We start from the raw sequence: 21201 nt of genomic DNA, 5'->3' as shown, positions 1-21201 counted from the left end.
TCAGACGCCCCAGCCCCCGTCGACGTCGAGCTTCTGCCCCGACACGAAGCCGGCCCGGTCGGAGGCGAGGAAGCAGACGGCCTCGGCGACGTCGTGGGCGGTGCCGAAGCGGCGCAGCGGGATGTTGCGCCGGGTGACCGCCAGCGCCTCGTCGGACAGCTCGCCGGAGTCGATCAGCCGGGCGGCCATCCCGTCGGTGAGCATGCCGGGGCCGACCGCGTTGACGCGGACGCCGTACCGCCCCTCCTCGGCGGCCAGCGCGCGGACCAGGGCATCGACGGCGGCCTTGGGCGCCGAGGACAGCCCGTCGCGGACGGGGAACCGGGTGGTCGCCGCCGTCGTGACGGCGACGACCGACCCCTGCGCGTCGCGCAGGTGCGGCAGGGCGGGCGAGACGACCGTGAAGAACCCGGCTGCGTCGCCCGCCAGCTGCGCCGCCATCTCGGCCGGGGCGACGCCGGAGAGGTGCACCATCGGGACGTGCGGGCCGGCCGCGTGCACGAGCGTGTGCAGGCCGCCGTGGCCCGCCGCCGCCTCGACGACCCGGGCGGCGTCCTCGGCGGCGGTGGGAGCGGTCAGGTCGAGGGGGTACGCCGTCGCGTGCACCCCCCACTCCCGCGCGGCCTCGACCGCGGCCGCTCCTGCCTCGGGGCGGGCGCGGTAGGTCACGACCACGTCGCTGCCCCGCTGGGCGAGGAGCCGGGTCACCGCCAGCCCGATGCCGCCGCTGCCCCCGACGACCAGTGCCACGCCGTCGCGGTCGCTGAAGTCGCCCACGTCGTCCTCCTCAGGTGGCCGTGAAGCCGATCGTGTGCCAGCCTGTCGCGCCGTCGGGCACCACGTCGTGCGGCTCGCCGGTCTGCACCCGGCCGTCCGCGTCGGTCGCCCGCACCCGGAGCGTGTGGTCGCCCGGCTCCACGTCGAGGGTCGCGACCCACTGCACCCACGTGTCGGCGCTGGGCACCCGCGCCAGCCGCGCCGGCTGCCAGTCGCCGTCGTCGACCGCCACCTCGACGCCCGCGATGCCGGTGTGCTGGGCCCAGGCGACGCCCGCCACCTGGCCGCCACGCCCGTCGACCGAGCCGCCGTTGCGGGGCACGTCGATCCGCGACGACATCTTCACCGGCCCGAGCTCCGACCAGCCGCGCTCGGTCCAGAACGCCGAGATGTCGCTGAACCGCGTGACCTCGAGGTCGACCACCCACTTGCAGGCGGAGACGTAGCCGTAGAGCCCGGGCACGATCGTGCGGACCGGGAAGCCGTGCTCGACCGGCAGCGGCTCGCCGTTCATCCCGATCGCGAGCATCGCGTCCCGGTCGTCGGTGAGCGCCTCGAGCGGGGTGCCGCAGGTCCAGCCGTCGTCGGAGGTCTGCAGGACCGCGTCGGCGCCCTCCTGCGGGCCCGCCTCGCGCAGCAGGTCGGCGACCCGCACCCCGCTCCACCAGGCGTTGCCGATCAGGTCGCCCCCGACCTCGTTGGAGACGCAGCAGATCGTCACCCAGGCCTCGGTGTCCTGCCGGTCGACGAGGTCCTGGAAGTCGATCTCGACCTCCCGGTCGACCATCCCGTGGATCCGCAGCCGCCAGGTGGCCGGGTCCACCGCCGGTACGACGACCTCCGTGTCGATCCGGTAGAACTCGGCGTTCGGCGTCGCCCACGGCGGCATCCCGGCGACGTCGACGCCCACCCCCCGCGGGACCACGGGCCGGGTGACGCCGGGCAGCCGGAGGAGCCGCCGGGCCTGCTCGACCTGACGGCGCCCCGCACCGACCGCCCGCCCGGCGACGGCCACGACCGCCGCGCCGGCACCGACGGCACCGACCCGGAGCAGGAACCCGCGGCGCGAGACGCCCATGGCCGGCTCCGCGGGCGTGGGTGCGGGGCGCAGCGGCGCGGTCAGCAGCGCGAGGCAGCCGACCCAGGTGAGCAGCCCGACGAGCAGGGCGACGTACTCGACCGGCGAGGTGCCCTGCCGGGAGGTGAGCGCGAGGAGGCCGACCGCCGTCACCGCGGTGGCGACGAGCAGCGGACCGGGCCAGCCGCGCCGGGCGAGCAGGCCGGCGCCGGCGAAGACCAGGGTGAGGAGCACCAGGATGCCGGTGACCAGCGCCGTCTTGTCGTGGTGGCCGAAGACCTGGATCGCCTGCTCGGCCGCCTGGCCCGGTGTGCGCTCGATGACCAGGTCGGCGACGGCGACGACCACGCCGCCGCGCGCCGTCGCGAGGGCGGAGACGCAGGAGCCGGCGGCCAGGCCGGCGTACCCGGCGACGACCCCGGCCACCGCCCAGGCGCCGCGAGAGGTGCTCACCCGACCGATTGTGGCTCGCCGGCGCGGCCGCGACCGCGCTCAGGCATGATCATTCCGTGACATCCCCGCCGCCGCCCGCGCCCCGGATCGTGCCCCGGATCGGTATCGGCACCGACGTCCACCGGCTCGTCGAGGGCGTGCCGATGCACCTCGCCGGGCTCGCCTGGCCCGACGAGACCCACGGCCTGGAGGGCCACTCCGACGCCGATGTGGCCGCGCACGCGGCCTGCGACGCGCTGCTCTCGGCGGCCGGGCTCGGCGACCTCGGCTCGAACTTCGGCACCTCCGACCCGGCCTGGGCGGGCGCCTCGGGCGCCGCGCTGCTGGCCGAGACGGCCGCCCGGGTGCGCGCCGCGGGGTTCGAGGTCGGCAACGTCGCGGTGCAGGTGATCGGCAACCGGCCGCGCCTCGGCCCGCGCCGCGCGGAGGCCGAGGCGGCCCTCTCCGCCGCCGCCGGCGCGCCCGTGTCGGTCTCGGCCACCACCACCGACGGCCTCGGCCTCACCGGTCGCGGCGAGGGCGTCGCCGCGATCGCCACCGCCCTGATCCTCTGACTCGGCGCGGGTCCTCGGCTGCGCCGGCCCGGGGTGCGTTTGCGCACAATTGCGCGCTGAGGAACCGACTATCCGCGGGTAGCGGTGCCTGAGCGTTCAATTGAACGAAAACGACCGACCCCGGATGGACGTCAGCGCCTCTGAGCGAGCAATTGCGCGGAAACTGCGCCCCGCTCAGCTCCCACCGAACTGGTTGAACGTGGCGTTGACGAGCGGCCCCCAGGCCGCGGCGCTCGCGTCCCACTCGCCCGGCGGGGCGTGCTCGGCCGCGATGATCACCGCAGTCCCGTCCTGGCGTACCGCCGACCAGATCGCCCCGCGCAGCGGCATCGACCCCTGCGAGTCCACCCACGTCGCCCGGTAGTCCACGGTCGCGGCCGACACGATCGAGCCGAACGGGTCCAGGGGCACGATGTCGCCCTTGCGCACCTGGCTGTAGTTCTCGCCGCCGATGAAGTAGTCGAGGTTCTTGCTGAGCAGGCTCCCGGCGTCGCTCGCGGGATCGACGGTGCCGGTCAGCACGTAGACCCAGCTGCCGTCCTCGTCGGTGAACGCCGCGTTGTCCGACCCGACGTCGCCCATCGGCGCCCAGCCCGCGGGCAGCGGCACCAGCACCCCGCCCACGCGCACGGCGTCGCCGGACGTGACCGGCTCCTGGCTCGGCTGCTCGGTCGGCTGCTCGGTCGGCTGCTCGGTGGGCGTCGGCTCCTCCGTCGGCGTCGGCTCGATCGGCACCGGGTCCTCGGTCGGCTGCTCGGTCGGCGCCTCGGTGGGCGTCGGCTCGTCCGCGGGGGTGTCGATGCTGCCGACCGGCTCGGGGTCGAGGATCCCCGGGTTGGTCGTCGGCGCCTGCGAGGAGGACGAGCCACCGTCGTCGCCACCACCGGCGACCACGGCCACGACGCCGCCGGCCACGCCGGCCAGCACGACCCCGCCCACGATCAGCCCGATCGTCCGGAAGCGGCTCGACCGGAACAGCCCACCCGGAGGCGGCGCCGCCGGCTGGTACGCCGGCGGACCGACCGGAGGCGGACCGGCCGGAGCACCAGCCGGCGGACCGGCCGGGGGACCAGCCGGAGGCGGACCGGCGGGAGGCGGCGTGGCCGGAGGACCGGCCGGGGGCGGCGTCGGGGCACTCATGACGCGCCTCCCTCGGCCGCCTCGGACATCTGTCGTCGCGCCTGGTGCGAGGTCGAGCGCACCGAGGTGCCGCACGCGATGCAGAACTGCGACCCGACGAGCAGCATGTTCTCGCACTCGGGACAGAAGGTCTCCACGAACGTCTCGCGCTTGGAGTGCCCCTCCTTCGCGGCGTCCTCGATCGCCGCCTCGAGCAGCGCCGCCTGCAGCATCACCCGGATCCGGATGACCAGCACGGCCAGCACGAGGAAGCCCCAGAGCAGGCCCAGCGCCTGGCCGAACGGCAGGTACGCCGCCAGCCGCACGCCCAGCCAGTAGAGGACCGTCATGCCGGTCGCGAACGCGAAGTTCTTGACGTAGGACACCGTGAAGCCGTCGTACCCCTCGCCCTTGCCGGAGAACGCCGCGACCGCGATGCCCGCCGCGGTGCCGTAGATCAGCGACTTGACCACCATCAGGTTCACGATCACCACGAACCAGGTCGCCAGCCCGTCGGTGGTGCGCAGGCCGCCGGTGGTGAAGACCGAGTGGAAGACCACGATCGTCTCGAAGGCGGCGTACGCCGTGCCGGCCGCGACGCCGAAGGTGAGCCCGTCGATCATGTCGTCGAACTGGGGCCGGGTGGCCAGCAGCGCCGCCGGGACGTTGGCGACGACCTGGGCGACCACCGGCAGCAGGACCGCGAAGAGCAGCAGCGCCGGGACCGACAGGGTGTCGATGCCGCCACGGCTGCCGCCTGCGGCGAAGCTCTGGTACTGGGACTCGAAGACCCAGTCGAAGAACACCAGGGAGACGACCACCGACAGCGCACCGGTCACGAGGAACAGCCCGATCACCACCGGGGCGGGGGCGTCCTCCCAGAGGTTCACGTCGTAGATGTAGACCAGGTAGGAGACCGGCACGAGGAACGCCGCCGCGGCGATCGCGACCGGCAGCAGCCCGAACGCCGTCGCGCCGACGATGAAGACCGCGCTCGCGATCATCGCCCAGCGGTAGTTGTCGGCGGTCTCGCGGTTGGTGTGCGGCATGATCGTCGAGATCAGCGCGAACTGGTTCACGCCCTCCGACGACTGCACGGCATAGGTCGCGGTCCGGGTCGACGCGCTGCCGCGCAACGAGGTGCCGCACCGGTGGCAGAAGGAGGCGACCTCGGGGTTCACGGTCGCACAGGTCGGGCAGGTCACCAGGGCATGGTGCCCGGTGGTCCGGACATTTCCGAGCACCCGTCCGGGGGGTTCCAGACCGGTTCGATCGGGTCGTTGACACCTATCTGGACCAGTCCCAGAATCGCGGAACCATGCCCACCTTCCGCCGTGCCCCGGTGCTCGCCCTCGTCGCCCTGGCGGCGGGGCTGCTCACCGCGTGCAACGGACAGGAGCCGCAGCTCGGTGCCGCGGGCGCCCAGCCGACGACCCTGGTGGTGGCGACCGGGTACGCCGGCGACGCCACCGACGCGCTGCGCACGGCCGTCGACGAGCTGCGGGCCTCGACGGACTCGGGGTGGGTGGGCCGGCAGGACGAGGTCACCGGCGCCCTCGGGGAGCTGACCGGTGGGCGCTACTTCGGCGGGTCGACCCCGGCGGACGTGGTCGGGTCCTTCCTCGACACCTGGGGTGAGCGACTCTTCGGGGTCACGTCCGGGGACCTGGCGCTCGGCGACCAGACGCCGCCCACCACAGCCGGCTCGACGACGATCCGCGCCGAGCAGCAGGTCGGCGGGGTCCCGGTCCTGGACGGCGTGCTGCTGTTCACGATCGGCGACGCCGCGGGCCGGCCCCGGCTCAACGCCGTGCGCGGCCGGGCCTTCGCGGGCCTGGAGGTCCCGACCCGGCCGGTGCTCGACGCGGATCGGGCGGCCGCGCGGGCCGAGGCCGTCTCGGGCGGCTCGAGCGTGACCACCCCGGAGCTGGTGGTCGTGCCCGACGGCGACGGCCGGCTCGCCTGGAAGGTGACGATCACCCAGTCCGACGCCGACGCGGCGCTGGCCCCGACCGACGGCTTCTACTTCATCGACGCCCGCACCGGGGTCCTGGTCTCGACCCGGCCGGCGTCGGCCGAGGGGCGGACGCCGGTGCGCCTCGTGCGGGCCGGGGCGACCACACCCACCCGGACCCCGGTGGCCCGGCGGGCGGCGCTGGCGCCCCTGCAGGGCACCGTCAAGGTGACGGGCACGGACCCGACCGGCGACCGGCTGACGGCGTACGGCGTCCGGACCCGTGACGGCGTCGTGCTCTTCGACAGCACCGTGCCGACCTTCGACGCCCGCACGCTCGGCGGCGGCATCGAGACCTGGGACATGCAGGGCAGCGACGACGACTCGCGGCTGCCCGGGGTGCGCTACGTGGAGCGGTCCACCCGGATCTCCGACCCCGAAGCGATCGCCGCGCAGGCCTTCAGTCGCGCGGTCTACGACTACTACGGGTCGCTGGGGTGGGCGTCCTGGGACGACCGCGGGTCGTCGATGATCTCCTCGATCCACTACGCCGACAACGAGTTCTGCAACTCCTACTTCAACGGCTTCCAGATGGTCTACGGCAACCAGTGCGCACCCGACGGGAAGCCCGCCGAGATCAGTGAGCTCGACATCGACACCGCCGCCCACGAGATCACCCACGGCGTCACGCAGTCGTCGGCGGGCCTGGTCTACTCCGGGCAGTCCGGCGCGATGAACGAGAGCTTCTCCGACTACTTCGGCAACGTGATCGGCGACCAGTTCCTCGGCAGCGACAGCAACGCGGTCATGGAGCACGTCTGCGAGGGCCTGGACGACACCATCATGTGCCAGGCCAACCCCGACGGCACCCGCTCGCTGCGCTACCTGCCCAACGGCACCACCTTCGACGACTACTTCTTCGCCCTCGACAGCAGCACCCGCAAGCTCAGCGCGGTGCGCCTGAGCCAGGACAACGGCGGGGTGCACACCAACTCGGCGATCTGGAACAACGCGCTGTGGTCGATCCGCAGCCGACTCGCCCAGATCGACGGAGTGCCCGCGCTGCGGTCGCAGCTGGCGACCGACTTCGACAAGATCGTCTTCGCGACGCTGACCACCCAGCTCGGGCCGACCGCCGGGTTCGTCGACGCCCGGCGGGCGATCGAGCAGACCACCGTCGACGCGGGCGCCGACCCGGTGATCCTCCGCGTCGAGCGCGAGGTCTTCGACCAGGCCGACATCTGCGCCGGCTGCGCCGACACCGGTGAGGTGGTGGGCGAGGTGGTCAGCAACGCGACGGAGACCGAGACGCAGCCCGCTGTCCACGGCGAGCGGATCGCCTGGCTGGCCAAGGGCGACGGCGGCTTCGGCGCGCTGGCGACCGGCGGGGTCGGCACCCGGCCGACCGCGCTGGACGGCTCGACGTTCTCCTCCCAGGTGGTCTTCGCCGGGGACGCCCTGGTCGGGCTGGAGTTCCCGCAGGGGCAGGTGCCGGGGGCCGTGGTCCGGTTCGCGCCGGGCTCCGGCAGCCGCGTGGTGGGCAAGGCAGACCGCGGCACCGCGATCGCCGGGCTGGCCGGCTCCGACGAGGGAGCCGCCTGGGCGACCGAGAACGGCACCGTGTCGTACGTCGACACGCGCGGCCGGGTCACCTCGACCCGGCTCCGGCTGGGCAACGACCTGGTCACCGCGGTCGGCACCGGCGACGGCGTGGTCGCGGTCGGCACCGGCAACGGCTCGCTGCTCGTCGGTCGTCCCGGCGGCCGCTTCCGCCAGCTCGACACGATGGCCGACACGGTGATGTCCGTGGCGGCCTCGGGTGGCCGGGTCGTCGCCGCCGACCTGCAGGGCAACGCGGTGCTCTACCCGTCCTCCGGCTCCCCGGCCACCCTGTCCACCCGCGCCATGCCGTTCGGGGTCGCGATGAACGACCACTACGCCGTCTGGCCCGAGGTCGTCGGCCTGCTCGGCGGCGGCGCGGCGAAGGCCGCGCAGGCGCAGGCGCAGGACACCGACCTCTACCTGGTCTCCTTCGACACCGGCAAGATCTACGACCTGGTCGACACCCGCGGCCAGCAGGGGTTCCCCGCCCTCTCCGGCAACCGCCTGGTCTGGCAGGACGCGGTCTACGGCGGCGACGACATCCTCACCGCCACCATCCCCTCCGGCCTCTGACCGCCCGGGACGGGCACTGAGCGTTCAATTGCGCGCTGACGACCGCTACCGAGCCCCGCAACGGGCACTGAGCGTTCAATTGCGCGCCGACGACCACTACCGAGCCCCGCAACGGGCACTGAGCGTTCAATTGCCCGCCGACGACCACTACCGAGCCCCGCAACGGGCACTGAGCGTTCAATTGCGCGCCGACGACCACTACCGAGCCCCGCAACGGGCACTGAGCGTTCAATTGCGCGCCGACGACCACTACCGAGCCCCGCAACGGGCACTGAGCGTTCAATTGCGAGGAGACGTCATGCCGCGGCGTGCTTGCGCTGCCCGACCAGCACGACGCCCTCGACCACGCGGACGTCGTACGCCGGGACGGACACGTGGTCGTCGTCCAGGCAGCGGCCGGTGCGCAGGTCGAAGGCGTGGCGGTGGGCCGGGGAGGCGACGAACGGCACCCCGTCGCGGACCCCGACGATCCCCTTCGCGATGACCGAGGCCTTGGCGAACGGGTCGTGGTTGCCGAGCGCGTAGACCTCGTCGCCCTGGGTGCGGAAGATCGCGACCGCCTGGCCGTGCACGAGCGCGGTGGCGCCGCGTTCGACCTCGAGCTCGGCCATCCGGCACACCGGCTGCCACTCCATCGTCGCCCCTTCCTGGTCCGACGACCGTAGGGGCGGCGGGATCAAGGCCCGGTTACGCCGTGTAACAACCGTGAAAACCCTGGCGAGCGGGGCGTGGCAGACTCCGGTCGTGCCCGCCGCCGTCGTGATCCTCGCCGCGGGCGCCGGCCAGCGGGTCGGCGCCGGCTCCAACAAGGTGCTGCTGCCGCTGGGCGACCGGCCGGTCCTCGCCTGGTCGGTGCTGGACGCGCTGGCGCTCGACGACGTACGCCGGGTGCTCGTGGTCGTCCGCCCCGGCGAGGACGGCCTGGTGGCCGACGCCCTCGGGCCGCACCTGGGCGGGCGCGAGGTCGGCGTCGTCGACGGCGGCGCCACCCGGCACGCGTCGGAGTGGCACGCGCTGCAGGCGCTTCGTCCCGAGATCGTCGCCCGCGACCTCGACGTGGTCGCGATCCACGACGGCGCCCGGCCGCTCGCGGGGCGGGCGCTGTTCGAGGCGACGCTCGCCGCGGCCCGCGAGCACGGCGGCGCGATCCCGTGCGTGCCGCTGCCCGGCCTGCTGGACCTGGGCGGCGCGGAGCTGCCCGAGCTCGACGGCGTGCAGACGCCGCAGGCGTTCCGGGCGGCCGAGCTGCTCGCCGCCTACGAGCAGGCCGCCCGCGACGGCTTCGACGGCACCGACACCGCGGCCTGCTGGGCCCACTACACCGACCTGCCGGTCGCCGCGGTCCCCAGCAGCCCGCGCAACCTGAAGATCACCTTCCCCGAGGACCTCGACCTCGCGCTGCGCCTGGCCTGAGCCCACCCCGTCGCCGGACTTGTCGGCCAAAACCGTTGCTTGTCGGCCGAAACTTCGGCCGACAAGCAACGGTTTACCCGGTCGACCGGGTAAACCAGCAGCAGGCAGCGAGTCACCCCGCGGTGAGCGCCTCCAGCACCCGCAGGTCCTCCTCCGACCCCACTCGGCGGGCGGCGGGCGGCGCCTCGACGAGCTCGACCGGGAACCGTCGCCGCAGCCCGGCCACCAGGGCGACCGGGTCGGTCGACGGCGGGCCGTCGAGGGCCGCGACCACCGACGGCGGCAGCACCACCGGGGAGGCGACCGCGACCAGCCCGGCCCGGTCGACGGTCTCGCCCACGAGCCCCTCGGCGACGACCTTGACGGTGTCGGTGACCGGGCGCACCCCGACCACCACGCAGGACCGCTCGACCGCCCGGGCGACGCACCCGACGATGAAGTCCGGCGGCGTCATCGGGCACAGCGCGTCGTGCAGCACCACGGGCTCGCCCGCGGCGACCAGCGTGCCCCACGGCGTACCCGTGTCGACCAGGGTGACCCCCGCCTCGCCCAGCGCCCAGGCGGCGGCCGCGACCAGCGCCTCGCCGTGGACCAGCGCGTAGGGCAGCGCCCCGCGGTCCTCGTCGACTACGAGGCCGAGCGCCGGGGTGTCGGCGAGGACGTCATACGGATCGGTCGTCATGGCGACCACAACGTATGACGTCCCGGCCCGAGACGCACGAAGGCCCCCGGACCGGGTCCGGGGGCCAACGCGTCAGCAGATCAGGAAGCGAGCACCTCGTCGAGGAGCGCCTCTGCCTTGTCCTCGTTCGTGTGCTCGGCCAGCGCCAGCTCGGAGACGAGGATCTGGCGGGCCTTGGCCAGCATCCGCTTCTCGCCGGCCGACAGGCCACGGTCCCGCTCGCGGCGCCACAGGTCGCGGACGACCTCGGCCACCTTCATCACGTCACCGCTGTGCAGCTTCTCGAGGTTGGCCTTGTAGCGCCGCGACCAGTTGGTCGGCTCCTCGACGTGCGCCGCGCGGAGGACGTCGAACACGCGGTCCAGGCCCTCCTTGTCGACGACGTCGCGCACACCCACGAGATCGAGGTTGCAGGCCGGCACGCGCACGACCAGGTCCTGCTGGGCGACGATGCGGAGTACGAGGTACTGCCGGTCCTCTCCCTTGATGGTCCGCATCTCGATGTCCTCGATGACCGCGGCCCCGTGATTCGGATAGACAACCGTCTCGCCGACAGTGAAAGTCATATGTCAGGTACCCCTTCCTAGGTGAACATTCTAACACGTCTCTCAGGTACGCCGAATCGCGTTTGCGCAGGTCAGAGGCACAATCGGGGCTTGACAGATCCGGGGTCGGTGTGGTGGCGGCCACGTGTCGGCGCCGGACCCTCCCGCTCGGCGGCGGTCTGACGGATACTGCCGCCATGTCACCGACGCTGCGCCGCCGCAAGAGCGCCGAGACCGCGGCGCCCGCGGTCGAGACACCGAGCGGGCCGTCCGGCGGCACCGCCGTCGCCGTGCCGGAGCCGGCCGCCCCGGAGCCGGCCGTTCCGGAGCCGGCCGGCCCGGAGCCGGCCGCGCCGGAGCCGGCCGCGACCAGCCGGCGCCTGCTCGCGCACTCGATGCCGGTCCTCCTCGTCCAGGCGGCCCACCCGCGCCAGGCGGTGCTCACCGCGGGCGGCCTGGCCGTCGCGGCGGCGCTGAGCGGCCGCAGCGGCCGCGAGGTCTGGCTGGTGCTCGCGACGGTGCTGGTGGGCCAGGCGATCCTCGGCTGGTTCAACGACCTGGTGGACCGCCGCCGCGACGCCGCCCGCCTGCCCCAGGACGGGCGCAGCGGGAAGCCGATCGCGGACGGCTACCTCGACCCCGGCACCGTGTGGTTCGCGCTGACCTGCGCGGTGCTGCTCGTCGTGCCGCTGTCGGTGCAGAACGGTGTGACCGCCGGTGCGGCGTACCTCGCCTCGGTCGCGGTCGGGATGCTCGGCAACGTCGTGCTGCGGCAGGGCTGGCTGTCCTGGCTGCCGTGGGCGGTCGCCTACGGGCTCTACCCGTTCTTCTTGTCGTACGGCGGCTGGGGCGGCGCCACGGAGGGCAGCCCGCCCCAGTGGTCGATGGTCGCGCTGGCGGCGCTCCTCGGCGCCGGCGTGCACGTGCTGTGCGCCCTGCCGGGCCTGGTCGCCGACCACGAGGACGGCCTGCGGCACCTGCCGCTGCGGATCGCGCTGCGCATCGGCGCCACCCGGCTGCTCGTGCTCGCGATCGGCTGGGTCGCGGCGTGCCTGGTGGGACTGCTGCTGGTCGGCAGCAGCGTCGGCCTGTCCCGCTGAGCGGGCCCGGGCCGACCTCTGCGGGGCGCGAGGTCGCACGCCGCTAGGCTGGGGCCCGCACCGACGTCGACCCCGTGAAGGCCCTCATCATGCAGCTCCGCCTGTCCGCCCGCGTGCTTGCCGCCGCGGGTGCCCTCGCGCTCGCCACCACCCTGTCCTCGTGCGGGTTCGACCTGGCCACCGACCGGGTCTACACCCCGGGCGCGGGCGTCAACGACCGCGACGCCGACGTCGACGTCCTCGGTGCCGTCGTGGTCTCGGGCCAGGAGGGCTCGGGCACCTTCATCGCGTCGTTCGCCAACAACGACCAGGAGCAGCAGGCGACGGTCACCTCGATCGCGGGCACCGGCGCCGACAGCGACGTCAAGGCCTCCGACTTCACGACCATCACCGTGCCCGCCGGCGGCCTGGTCAACCTGGCCGACGAGGGCGGCGTCGTGCTGACCGGCGACCAGGTCGCCTCCGGGGGCTTCCTGGAGCTGAGCATCGGGTTCGGTGACGGCTCCTCGGTCGAGGTCGACGTGCCGGTCTACCCGCCGTGCCACGAGTACGAGGGCCTGGACGAGTCCGGCGACGGCTCCTCGGCCACCGAGGACTGCACGGTCGAGACCCCCGACTCCTCCTCGTCCGCCGAGTGACGGGACGCCGGCCATGACGTACACGCTGGTCCTGCTCCGCCACGGCGAGAGCGAGTGGAACGCCAAGAACCTGTTCACCGGGTGGGTCGACGTCCCGCTCAACGACAAGGGCCGCGGCGAGGCCGTCCGCGGCGGTGAGCTGATCAAGGAGTCGGGCCTGCTGCCCGACGTCGTGCACACCTCGCTGCTGCGCCGCGCGATCAACACCGCGGCGCTGGCGCTCGACGTCGCCGACCGCCACTGGATCCCGGTGCGGCGGTCGTGGCGGCTCAACGAGCGGCACTACGGCGACCTGCAGGGCAAGAACAAGAAGGAGACGCTCGAGCAGTACGGCGAGGAGCAGTTCATGCTCTGGCGCCGCTCCTTCGACGTCCCCCCGCCGCCGATCTCCGACGACTCCGAGTGGTCGCAGGCGGGCCTGCCGCAGTACGCCGACCTCGGTGACGAGATGCCGCGCACGGAGTGCCTCAAGGACGTGATCGAGCGGTTCCTGCCGTACTGGGAGTCCTCGATCGTCCCCGACCTCCGCGCCGGCCGCACCACGCTGGTCGCGGCGCACGGCAACAGCCTGCGCGCGCTGGTCAAGCACCTTGACGGCATCAGCGACGCCGACATCGCCGGACTCAACATCCCCACCGGCATGCCGCTGGTCTACGAGCTCGGCGACGACCTGCGCCCGACCGTCCCGGGCGGCCGCTACCTCGACCCCGAGGCCGCCGCCGCGGCCGCCGCCGCGGTCGCCAACCAGGGCCGCTGAGCAGCGCTTCGCCGGGATAGTCCCTGACGTTCGAGTGGTCGACAAGCCGTCCTGACCACTCGATCGTCAGGGACTATCCCGGGCAGCCTCAGGCGTCGACGGCGTACGGCGTCTCGCCGGTGACCACGAAGACGACCCGGTTGGCCACCGAGACGGCGTGGTCGGCGATCCGCTCGTAGTAGCGGCCGAGCAGGGCCACGTCGACCGCGGCCTCGACGCCGTGCTCCCAGTCGGCCGACAGCATGTCGGCGAAGGTGGTGCGGCGCAGGCGGTCCATCTCCTCGTCGGCCTCGGCCAGCGACCGCGCCTCGTCGACGTCGCGCTCGGCGATCACGTGGGAGGTCCGAGCCACCATGGTCTCGGCGAGCTCGGCCATCCGCTCGATGGTCGGGCGCATCGGCTCGGGCACCGCCACGTTGGGGACCCGCAGCCGGGCGATCTTGGCCACGTGCACCGACAGGTCACCCATCCGCTCGAGGTCGCTGACCATCCGCAGCGCCGCGACGACGGTGCGCAGGTCGCTGGCGACCGGGGCCTGGAGGGAGAGCAGGAGCAGGGCCGAGTCCTCGATCTGCTCGCGCTCGGCGTCGATCTCGGCGTCCCCCGAGATGACCTGCTCGGCGACCGACGAGTCTCCCTGGAGCAGCGCCTCGGTCGCGAGCCGGACCGCGCGCTCGACGTCGCCGCAGAGGTCGGCGAGGTCGGCGAAGATCGCGTCGAGCTGGTCGTGGAAGGCCTGTCGCATGGGGATCAGCCTAGTTCGGGCAGGTGGACGGCCGGCGACGCACCGTGAACGAGAGGTGAACATCGCGAAGCCCGGGGCCTCCGGGCGAACTCGCGGTGAAATCACTCGTACGATCAAGGCGTGGATCCGACGACGCAGGCGTTCGCCGCGGCGCTCATCGGCGCGGTGGTCGCCGGTGGCGCCGTGCTCGCCTGGCACGTCAGCGACCGCCAGCAGCGCTCCGTCGAGCCCACGCCCGAGCCCGCCGTGCCCGACGGCGTCGCCGCCGTGCTGTCGGTGCTGCGCAGCAGCGCGGTCCTGGTCGACGACTCCGACACGGTGCTCAAGGCCTCCGCCCCGGCGTACGCCATGGGCCTGGTGCGCGGCACCGTGCTGGTCTCCGACGAGCTGGCCGAGCTGGTCCGGCAGGTGCGTCGCGACGGCCAGATCCGCGAGACCGAGCTGCTGATGAGCCGGCCCGCGGCGTCCCCGCGCCACGTCACCGCGCGCGTCGCGCCGCTGGGCGCCCGGCTGGTGCTGGCGCTGGTGGAGGACCGCACCCGCGAGCGGCGGGTCGAGGCCGTGCGCCGCGACTTCGTCGCCAACGTCAGCCACGAGCTGAAGACGCCGGTCGGCGCCATCCGGCTGCTCGCGGAGGCCGTGCACGACGCGGCCGACGACCCCGACGCCGTACGCCGCTTCTCCGACCGGATGCTCACCGAGAGCGACCGGCTCTCGCGGCTGGTGCAGCAGGTCATCGAGCTCTCCCGGCTCCAGGGCGACGAGCCGCTGGACCACCCGGTGTCGGTCGACATCGACGAGGTCGTCAAGATCGCGGTCGACACCAGCGCGATCGACGCCGACGCCAAGCGCATCTCGGTGGTCACCGGCGGCACGCCCCACCTCGCGGTCTTCGGCAACGAGGAGCAGGTGATGGCCGCGGTCGCCAACCTGGTGGCCAACGCGGTGTCCTACTCCGACCCGGACGCCACCGTGCTCATCTCGACCAAGGTCGACGGCGACATGGTGGAGATCTCGGTCGTCGACCAGGGCATCGGCATCCCCCCGGGCGAGATCGACCGCATCTTCGAGCGGTTCTACCGTGTCGACCCGGCCCGGCACCGCTCCACCGGTGGCACCGGCCTCGGCCTGTCCATCGTCAAGCACGTGGCGGCCACCCACGGCGGAGACGTCCGGGTGTGGTCCGTCGAGGGGCAGGGGTCCACGTTCACCCTGACGCTGCCCCGCCACCTCTCGGGCCGGACACCCGTAGCGAGCAACCAGGAGGCAGGCCGGTGACCCGCGTACTCGTCGTCGAGGACGAAGAGAGCTACAGCGACGCGCTCGCGTACATGCTGCGCAAGGAGGGCTACGAGGTCGCGGTCGCCGCCGACGGCAACGCCGCGCTGACCGAGTTCGACCGCAACGGCGCCGACATCGTCCTGCTCGACCTGATGCTGCCCGGCATCCCGGGCACCGAGGTGTGCCGCCAGATCCGGGCGACCTCGAGCGTCCCGGTGATCATGGTGAGCGCCAAGGACGACGAGGTCGACAAGGTGGTCGGCCTCGAGCTCGGCGCCGACGACTACGTCACCAAGCCCTACTCCCCCCGCGAGCTGGTGGCCCGCATCAGGGCGGTCCTGCGCCGCGGGCAGGAGCCCGAGCTCGCGCCCGCGACGCTGGAGGCCGGGCCGGTCCGCATGGACGTCGAGCGGCACGTCGTCACCGTCGACGGCCAGCAGCAGAAGCTGCCGCTCAAGGAGTTCGAGCTGCTCGAGATGTTCCTGCGCAACCCGGGCCGGGTGCTGACCCGCGGCCAGCTCATCGACCGGGTCTGGGGCTCGGACTACGTCGGCGACACCAAGACCCTCGACGTCCACGTCAAGCGGCTGCGCGCCAAGATCGAGCCCGACCCGGGCGAGCCGAAGTACCTCGTCACCGTCCGCGGGCTGGGCTACAAGCTGGACCTCTGAGCCCGGAGGGTCAGCGATCCAGCGCGCCGAACGACCCCGCGGCGCGCGAGACACGAGGCGGCGACGGGCGCGCCGAGACCGGACCTCGGAGCCCGGAGGGCTCGGAGGTCCGGCTCGAACGCGCTCAGCAGGTCTTCTGGAGCCGGCTCCAGCCCAGCGTGATGCACTGCGTGCGGCGGGTCGGCGTGCCGTGGGCGGGGATCCGCCACGAGTCCACCCGGGTGTTGTAGCCGGGCACCGCGAGCGTGACCGTGAGCGTGCGTCCCGGCCGCAGCCTCGCTGCGTCCTTGCCCAGCACCGTCATCAGGTTCACCGGCTTCTTCATGCTGCCCGGCACCGACTTCGGGGCGAAGCAGCCGCTGCCGGTGCAGCCGACGGTGATCCGGCCGCGGAAGTCGATCGTCTCGCCGTACCCGACCGCCGCCGCCGGCAGCACCTGCTTGGGGAACGCAGCGACCGTCAGGCCGGCCAGCCGGCGTACGTCGCGCTTGCCCTTCGCCCAGGTGGGCCGCACCTGGGTCGGGACGGTGGTGGCGCGCTGGTTGAGGCCCCACGGCGGGTTGGCGTTGACGATCCGGCCGGCCGCGCAGGTGATGTGCACGTCGGGCCAGCGCGAGCCGGCACCGTGCGCGGCGAGGGTGTACTTGCCCGGGGGCACCGCGGTCCAGACGACGCCGCCGTCGACCGAGGTCTTCGCCTGGTTGGGGTCGGGCAGCACGTGCTCGTTGAAGTAGAAGCGGTTGCCGACCTGCGGCGTGATGGTCGCGGTCACCCCGGCGACGCCGTGGGCGCCCCAGTCGATGAACTGCTGGTAGGTCACGCCGCGCACCTGCTTGGTGCTCACGGTCGTCACGACCGCGCACTGCGTCGGGTAGCCGTCGTCGTCGGTCTCGATCCCCAGGCCCTGGGCCAGCAGGTCGCGCACCATGATCGTGGGCGTCTGGAAGTTGACGTTGACCAGGTCCTGGCCGTTGGTGCGGAAGGTCTGGAGATAGATCGTGCCGTAGCCGTCCTTGGTGATGTACGGCGTCACCGTGGCGTGGTCGGGCAGCTCCAGGGAGTAGGTCCCGTCCTCGGCGACCGTGGTCGTCAGGTCGGGGTCCTCCGCGACGTGGATGGTCGCCCCGCCGAGCATCGTGTGGACGGTGTTGAACTGGTAGGCGGTGCCGCTCATCGTGACCGTGTCACCGCCCGCGCTCGCGGAGGTCGAGGCACCGGCGAGCGGGACGAGGGCCAGGCCGAGGACGGCCGCGCCGAGCGCGGCGAGGGTGTGGCGGGGCATGGGAGCCTTCCGGGTTTGTGGACGGACAGCGTCCCGAGCCGCGCCTCCGGAGGCTACCGGAGCCGGAGCGCCTCCGGGCCCGAACCCGGAAGCGGTTCGTCGTAGATCGCCTCCAGCACCCGGCGGGTGTGGGCGACGGCCGCCGGCGGCGGCTCGCCGTGGGCGTCGACGAGGTGGATGGTCGCCTCGACGACGAGCGTCGAGACGAGGTCCGGCACGGTGAGCACGTGGCCCTGGGTCGCGACCGGGCCGGCCGGGTCGGCGGTCCGGGCGGCGTGGGCCGCGGCCCGCGAGGTCACCGTCCACTGCCGCAGCAGGCCGGCCGCGCCGTCGTACGCGTCCGCGGCGGCGACCACGAAGCGGGCGTGCGCCCCGGCGTCGTCCTCGCCCCCGGGCAGGAACGGCCGCCAGTAGGTCACGTCGTCGACGTCGGGCTCCCCGTCGGCCGGCGTCGCGAAGGTCACCAGTGCCCGCTGCGCGTCCAGGAGGAGGTGGAAGAGCAGCTGACGGACGTTCCACGCGGCTGCCCGCGAGGGCTCCTCCAGCCGCTCGGGCGGCAGGCCGCTCACGTGGGCGGTCACGGCGTCGTACGTCGTCCCGAGGAGGTCGCTCATCGCCCGATGGTGGCACGTCCGAAACCCGCGTGCCCGATGTCGGTGGCGGTCCCTACGCTGACCGGGTGACCACACCGACCGGCCCGACGGGCACCACGACGGGCACCACGACGGCCGCCGGCGACCAGGTGGTCGCGGCCCCGCCGGCCTGGCTGCCGGTCGCGGCCGTGGGGGTCACCCTCTTCTTCTGGGCGTCGGCGTTCGTGGCGATCCGCCACCTCGGCGAGGACTTCTCGCCCGGCGCGCTGACGCTCGGCCGGCTCCTCGTCGGCGCGGTGTGCCTCGGGGTGGTCGCGCTGAGCCGGGGCGTGCCGCGACCCACCGGGCGGCAGTGGGTCTCGATCGTGGTGATCGGGGTGCTGTGGTTCGGTGTCTACAACGTCGCCCTCAACGCCGGCGAGCGGCGCGTCGACGCCGGCACCGCGGCGATGCTCATCCAGGTGTCGCCGGTGCTGATCGCGCTGCTGGCGGCGGTGTTCCTGCACGAGCGGTTCACGCTCTACCTCGGGCTCGGCCTGGCGCTCGCCTTCGCCGGGGTCGGGCTGATCAGCCTCTCCATGAGCGAGGGCGGGGGCAACGACGTGCTCGGCGTCGTCCTGTGCCTGGTCTCGGCGGTCGTCTACTCGGTCAGCCTGATCCTGCAGAAGCCGCTGGTCGCGCGGCTGCCCGCGATCCACGTGACCTGGCTGGCCTGCTCGGTCGGCGCGATCGTGTGCCTGCCGTTCGCGGGGCGGCTGGCCGGGGAGGCGGCCGACGCCTCCGCCTCGTCGGTGCTGTGGGTGGTCTACCTCGGGGTGTTCCCCACCGCGATCGCATTCACGACCTACGCCTACGCGCTGCGGCACATGAGCGCCAGCAGCCTCGGCGTGACGACCTACCTGGTCCCGCCGATCACCATCGTGATGGGCGTGCTGCTGCTCGACGAGGCCCCGCCGACCATGGCGTACGCCGGCGGCGCGCTCGCCCTCGTCGGCGTCGCGGTCGCCCGCCGCAAGCCGCGCACGGTCGCCGAGGAGGTCGGTCCGCCGGCGTAGCGGCGCGGACCCGGTGCCCGACCGGATGACCCGTGCTGACCATGGCGCATCGCGAGCTGCAGTCCTAGCGTGACAAGGGTCTCGGGACCCCCGGCCCACCAGACGCAGCACGGAGGACTCGATGCACCACTCCCACCGCACGTCCCGAGGCGCTCGGCTCGCCCTCGTCGCCATGCTCGCCCTGGTCGCGGGCCTGCTGGTCGGCACGCAGCCGGCGACCGCCACCTCGTCAGCGACCTCGTCGTCGAGGACCGCCCTGCTTCCCGCGCAGGGCCACTACGAGGGCACCGACCACCACCACCGCCACATCAGCTTCTACTACGACGGGCACAACCAGATGTCCCACTTCCGGGTCGGCCACAAGCTGATCGGCGGCGCGCACGTCAGCACCCACCTCTCCGCCTGGCACCGCACCTGCCACGGCGGCTACTGCTCGAGCGGGGCCTGGGTCACCGACACCCAGGTACACGGGTCCTGGGATGCGGGTGACGCGTCGCGGCACGTGGCGTTCCACGCCCACTGGCGCCGCTACTGAGCCGGCGACCGGCTCTGCGTCCCGGGGTCGTCGTCGGGCGCGAGCCACCCCCGGAAGGCCTCGAGGTTCGCGGTGGGCTCGCCGCGCGAGGTGCGCCACTCCCACTCCTTGCGGATCGAGGACTCGAAGCCGAGCTCGAGGATGGTGTTGAACGACTCGTCGGCGTAGGTGAGCACCGAGCCGAGCAGCCGGTCGAGCTCGTCGGGGGTGACCGCCGACAGCGGGAGGCGACCGTCGAGGTAGATGTCGCCGACCGCGTCGAGGGCGAAGGCGACGCCGTACATCCGCAGGTTGCGCTCCAGCAGCCACCGATAGACGCGTTCGTGCTGCTCGTCGGGGCGGCGGCAGACGAAGGCGTGCACGCCGAGGGCGTGCGTGCCGACGTCGAGGCGGCAGGCGGTCTGCAGCTTGCGCTCGCCGGGCAGCGACAGCGAGAAGACACCCTCGGAGACCTCGTCGAACTCCACACCCGTCTCGGTGAGGTGGTCGCGGATCACCTGCGCCACGTCCGTCGACGTCACACGGTCTCCCGCAGCTCCGCGCGGGCCCGCTCGTAGACCTCGAGCACCCGCTCGGCCGTGCGCTCCCAGGAGAAGGCCCGGGCCTGCTCGAGCGCGCCGGCCTCCAGGCGCAGCCGGAGCGCGTCGTCCTCGACGACCCGGCGCAGGGCGGCGGCCCAGTCGTGCGGCTCGTGGCCGTCGACGAGCAGGCCGCTGTGGCCGTCGCGGACGACGGTGGTCAGGCCGCCCACCGCGGCGGCGACGACGGGCGTGCCGGTGGCCTGGGCTTCCACGGCGACCAGCCCGAAGGACTCGTTGTAGGACGGTACGGCGACCAGCGTCGCCGCGGCGTACCACCGGGCGAGCTCGTCCTGGGTGACCGGCGGGACGAACCGCACCACGTCGTCCAGCCCGAGCCCGGTGGCCAGCTGGGCGAGCGACTCGGGGTGCTCCAGGCCCGAGCCGGAGGGTCCGCCCACGACCGGCACCACCAGCCGGGAGCGCAGCGCCGGAGTCTGCGCGAGCAGCTCGGCGACCGCGCGCAGCAGCACGTCGGGCGCCTTGAGCGGCTGGATGCGGCCGGCGAAGAGCAGCACCGCGGCGTCCGCGGGCAGCCCGAGCGCGGCCCGCACCTCGCGCCGGTCGTGCGGACGGAACACGGTGAGGTCGACGCCGGGGTGGACGACCTCCAGCCGGCCGGGATCGGCGTCGTAGAGGCCGACCAGCTGCGCTGCCTCGAGGTCGGTGTTGGCGACCAGCATGTCGGCGGCCTCGACCACCTGCTCCTCGCCGATGGTGCGGGCGGCCGGCTCGGGGGTGTCGCCCTCGGCGAGCGCCTGGTTCTTGACCTTGGCCATCGTGTGCATCGTGTGCACCAGCGGCACGCCCCAGCGGTCGCGGGCCAGCGCCCCGACCTGCCCGGAGAGCCAGTAGTGCGAGTGCACGACGTCGTAGTGGCCCTCGGGCTGGGCGGCCTCGGCGCGCAGCACCTCGCGGGCGAACGCGCACAGCTGCCCGGGCAGCTCGCCCTTGGTCAGCCCCTCGAACGGCCCGGCGTGGACGTGGCGCACGGTGACACCGTCGTACGCCGGCACGACCGGCTCGAGCGCGGAGCTGGTCGCGCGCGTGAAGATGTCGACCTCGATGCCCTGGGCGGCCAGCCGCTTGGAGAGCTCGAGCACGTAGACGTTCATCCCGCCGGCGTCCCCGGTGCCGGGCTGGTCGAGCGGGGACGTGTGCAGGCTGATCATCGCCACACGACGGATCGGGTCCACGTCCACCTCGGGGTGTGCTG

Annotated in this window: 22 protein-coding genes; 10 read left to right on the top strand and 12 right to left on the bottom strand. The window is 73.4% G+C overall.

Translation table 11 applies throughout. From position 1 onward, the window contains the following. Both ACILRH_RS03750 and ACILRH_RS03745 read right to left on the bottom strand, forming a co-directional pair. On the bottom strand, positions 1-777 hold the full coding sequence (locus tag ACILRH_RS03750; RefSeq protein WP_395690875.1) for an SDR family NAD(P)-dependent oxidoreductase: 777 nt from the start codon (positions 775-777) through the stop codon (positions 1-3). Positions 778-787: 10 nt separating this feature from the next. Continuing rightward, entirely contained in the window at positions 788-2308 is a 1521-nt protein-coding gene (locus tag ACILRH_RS03745; protein ID WP_395690873.1) for a molybdopterin-dependent oxidoreductase, read from the bottom strand. 56 nt (positions 2309-2364) lie between these two features. On the opposite strand from ACILRH_RS03745, the gene ispF reads away from it, so the two are divergent. Then, positions 2365-2862 (top strand): 2-C-methyl-D-erythritol 2,4-cyclodiphosphate synthase, encoded by a 498-nt coding sequence (ispF, locus tag ACILRH_RS03740; protein WP_395690871.1) that lies wholly within the window; start codon positions 2365-2367, stop codon positions 2860-2862. 174 nt (positions 2863-3036) lie between these two features. On the opposite strand, the gene ACILRH_RS03735 is transcribed toward ispF, so the two are convergent. Next, positions 3037-3801 (bottom strand): hypothetical protein, encoded by a 765-nt coding sequence (locus ACILRH_RS03735; RefSeq protein ID WP_395690869.1) that lies wholly within the window; start codon positions 3799-3801, stop codon positions 3037-3039. A gap of 197 nt (positions 3802-3998) precedes the next feature. Further along, the gene (locus ACILRH_RS03730) at positions 3999-5186 is read right to left on the bottom strand and encodes a PrsW family intramembrane metalloprotease (protein ID WP_395690868.1); all 1188 of its coding nucleotides are present in this window, start codon (positions 5184-5186) and stop codon (positions 3999-4001) included. 113 nt (positions 5187-5299) lie between these two features. Here ACILRH_RS03730 and ACILRH_RS03725 point away from each other — a divergent pair, with 113 nt between their 5' ends. Further along, positions 5300-8110: a M4 family metallopeptidase gene (locus ACILRH_RS03725; protein WP_395690867.1), complete on the top strand. Its 2811-nt coding sequence runs from the start codon at positions 5300-5302 to the stop codon at positions 8108-8110. Positions 8111-8406: 296 nt separating this feature from the next. Here ACILRH_RS03725 and nirD read toward each other — a convergent pair whose 3' ends face one another. Further along, on the bottom strand, positions 8407-8745 hold the full coding sequence (gene nirD / locus ACILRH_RS03720) for a nitrite reductase small subunit NirD (RefSeq protein WP_395690865.1): 339 nt from the start codon (positions 8743-8745) through the stop codon (positions 8407-8409). Positions 8746-8854: 109 nt separating this feature from the next. Here nirD and ACILRH_RS03715 point away from each other — a divergent pair, with 109 nt between their 5' ends. Next, the gene (locus ACILRH_RS03715; protein ID WP_395690863.1) at positions 8855-9523 is read left to right on the top strand and encodes a 2-C-methyl-D-erythritol 4-phosphate cytidylyltransferase; all 669 of its coding nucleotides are present in this window, start codon (positions 8855-8857) and stop codon (positions 9521-9523) included. 112 nt (positions 9524-9635) lie between these two features. Here ACILRH_RS03715 and ACILRH_RS03710 read toward each other — a convergent pair whose 3' ends face one another. Continuing rightward, a complete protein-coding gene (locus ACILRH_RS03710; RefSeq protein WP_395690861.1) occupies positions 9636-10205 on the bottom strand; it encodes a 2-C-methyl-D-erythritol 4-phosphate cytidylyltransferase in 570 nt (189 codons plus the stop codon). A gap of 80 nt (positions 10206-10285) precedes the next feature. After that, positions 10286-10771 carry a CarD family transcriptional regulator gene (locus ACILRH_RS03705; RefSeq protein WP_243059025.1) on the bottom strand — a complete coding sequence of 162 codons (486 nt, stop codon included), beginning with the start codon at positions 10769-10771 and terminating at the stop codon, positions 10286-10288. Between the two features lie 176 nt (positions 10772-10947). Between ACILRH_RS03705 and ACILRH_RS03700 the strand changes: the two genes are divergently transcribed. From ACILRH_RS03700 to ACILRH_RS03690, 3 genes are all read left to right on the top strand, one after another. Beyond that, the gene (locus tag ACILRH_RS03700; protein WP_395690859.1) at positions 10948-11850 is read left to right on the top strand and encodes a UbiA family prenyltransferase; all 903 of its coding nucleotides are present in this window, start codon (positions 10948-10950) and stop codon (positions 11848-11850) included. Between the two features lie 74 nt (positions 11851-11924). Continuing rightward, complete coding sequence (locus tag ACILRH_RS03695; protein ID WP_395690857.1) at positions 11925-12488, top strand: hypothetical protein; 564 nt, start codon at positions 11925-11927, stop codon at positions 12486-12488. Between the two features lie 13 nt (positions 12489-12501). Beyond that, positions 12502-13245 (top strand): phosphoglyceromutase, encoded by a 744-nt coding sequence (locus ACILRH_RS03690; RefSeq protein WP_395690855.1) that lies wholly within the window; start codon positions 12502-12504, stop codon positions 13243-13245. Between the two features lie 88 nt (positions 13246-13333). Here ACILRH_RS03690 and phoU read toward each other — a convergent pair whose 3' ends face one another. Then, positions 13334-13990 carry a phosphate signaling complex protein PhoU gene (gene phoU, locus ACILRH_RS03685; RefSeq protein ID WP_395690853.1) on the bottom strand — a complete coding sequence of 219 codons (657 nt, stop codon included), beginning with the start codon at positions 13988-13990 and terminating at the stop codon, positions 13334-13336. Positions 13991-14110: 120 nt separating this feature from the next. Here phoU and ACILRH_RS03680 point away from each other — a divergent pair, with 120 nt between their 5' ends. Further along, positions 14111-15268, top strand: coding sequence for a sensor histidine kinase (locus tag ACILRH_RS03680; protein WP_395690851.1), 1158 nt, complete (start codon positions 14111-14113; stop codon positions 15266-15268). After that, entirely contained in the window at positions 15265-15942 is a 678-nt protein-coding gene (locus ACILRH_RS03675) for a response regulator (RefSeq protein WP_395690850.1), read from the top strand. The genes ACILRH_RS03680 and ACILRH_RS03675 overlap by 4 nt, the downstream gene beginning before the upstream one ends. A gap of 124 nt (positions 15943-16066) precedes the next feature. Here ACILRH_RS03675 and ACILRH_RS03670 read toward each other — a convergent pair whose 3' ends face one another. Together ACILRH_RS03670 and ACILRH_RS03665 are read right to left on the bottom strand one after the other, a co-directional pair. After that, complete coding sequence (locus ACILRH_RS03670; RefSeq protein ID WP_395690848.1) at positions 16067-17224, bottom strand: hypothetical protein; 1158 nt, start codon at positions 17222-17224, stop codon at positions 16067-16069. A 53-nt stretch (positions 17225-17277) separates the two neighbouring features. Then, positions 17278-17838, bottom strand: a complete 561-nt coding sequence (locus tag ACILRH_RS03665) for a maleylpyruvate isomerase N-terminal domain-containing protein (protein WP_395690846.1) — start codon at positions 17836-17838, stop codon at positions 17278-17280. Between the two features lie 65 nt (positions 17839-17903). On the opposite strand from ACILRH_RS03665, the gene ACILRH_RS03660 reads away from it, so the two are divergent. After that, the gene (locus tag ACILRH_RS03660) at positions 17904-18872 is read left to right on the top strand and encodes a DMT family transporter (protein WP_395690844.1); all 969 of its coding nucleotides are present in this window, start codon (positions 17904-17906) and stop codon (positions 18870-18872) included. A 121-nt stretch (positions 18873-18993) separates the two neighbouring features. Beyond that, positions 18994-19407: a hypothetical protein gene (locus ACILRH_RS03655; protein WP_395690842.1), complete on the top strand. Its 414-nt coding sequence runs from the start codon at positions 18994-18996 to the stop codon at positions 19405-19407. On the opposite strand, the gene ACILRH_RS03650 is transcribed toward ACILRH_RS03655, so the two are convergent. Together ACILRH_RS03650 and mshA are read right to left on the bottom strand one after the other, a co-directional pair. Beyond that, positions 19401-19928, bottom strand: a complete 528-nt coding sequence (locus tag ACILRH_RS03650) for a YbjN domain-containing protein (protein WP_395690841.1) — start codon at positions 19926-19928, stop codon at positions 19401-19403. The genes ACILRH_RS03655 and ACILRH_RS03650 overlap by 7 nt on opposite strands. Then, positions 19925-21157 carry a D-inositol-3-phosphate glycosyltransferase gene (mshA, locus tag ACILRH_RS03645; RefSeq protein ID WP_395690840.1) on the bottom strand — a complete coding sequence of 411 codons (1233 nt, stop codon included), beginning with the start codon at positions 21155-21157 and terminating at the stop codon, positions 19925-19927. Before mshA ends, ACILRH_RS03650 begins: the two co-directional genes overlap by 4 nt. Positions 21158-21201 lie beyond the last annotated feature (44 nt).

This window comes from Nocardioides sp. (assembly GCF_044226765.1).
Taxonomy (GTDB): domain Bacteria; phylum Actinomycetota; class Actinomycetes; order Propionibacteriales; family Nocardioidaceae; genus Nocardioides.
Note: the sequence above shows the minus strand (reverse complement) of the source record. Positions and strands in the feature narration are given on the sequence as shown.